Origin of the sequence: Pseudomonas floridensis (genome assembly GCF_002087235.1) — a bacterium.
Taxonomy (GTDB): Bacteria; Pseudomonadota; Gammaproteobacteria; order Pseudomonadales; family Pseudomonadaceae; genus Aquipseudomonas; species Aquipseudomonas floridensis.
This window is the reverse complement of the sequence record NZ_MUIO01000162.1, coordinates 1-615: the sequence shown is the minus strand read 5'-3', so window position 1 is coordinate 615 and position 615 is coordinate 1. Positions and strand designations below refer to the sequence as shown.

The following is a 615-nucleotide window of genomic DNA, read 5'->3' as shown; positions in this document are numbered from 1 at the left end:
TAGATCACATAGGCCAGATCGCCGGGCACACGCGGCACCGGCCGCAACGGATCGGCATCAGTCAGTTGCTCATCGGTCACGGCCAGCACGTTAACGTGCGATGGCCATTCGATACGCGTCAGCAAAGCGGGCTGGGTCAAGGCCAGAGTCGCTTCGGCACGCTCCAGAATGTGCTGCAAACGCTCGGCGGGCAGCGCCGGATCGATGGGCAGATAGGCGCCGCCTGCATAGTGAATCGCCAGCGTCGCCACCACCTGCTCCCAGCCCCTTTCCATCACCAACGCCACCAGCCTGTTGGGCTGCACACCCAAGGCTTGCAGCCGTGCGCCCAACCGGCGGGCTTCCATTCGCAGTTGCCGGTAGTTCAACTGACGCTGCACGCCGATCACCGCCAATGCGTCCGGCGTCGCCAGCGCCTGATGCTCGAACAGCTCATGCATCAAGGGCGATTCAGGCGCGCTGTCGAGCGGCGCAGGCAAGCGCGCCATCGGCAGCAATTGCGACGTGTCGGCGCTCCAGGCCGATGGCTCCGGCAGACGGTCCAGCAGTGCGTTGTAGGCCTCGAACATCTGCCCGATCAGGCCGTCCGGAAACAGCGCGTCAATGCTGTCCCAG

Annotated in this window: 1 protein-coding gene; it reads right to left on the bottom strand. The window is 64.9% G+C overall.

Annotated elements, in window-relative coordinates; translation table 11 throughout:
* The coding region (locus BZK31_RS27450; RefSeq protein WP_157900808.1) for an AMP-binding protein at window positions 1–615 on the bottom strand (615 nt) is incomplete at both ends.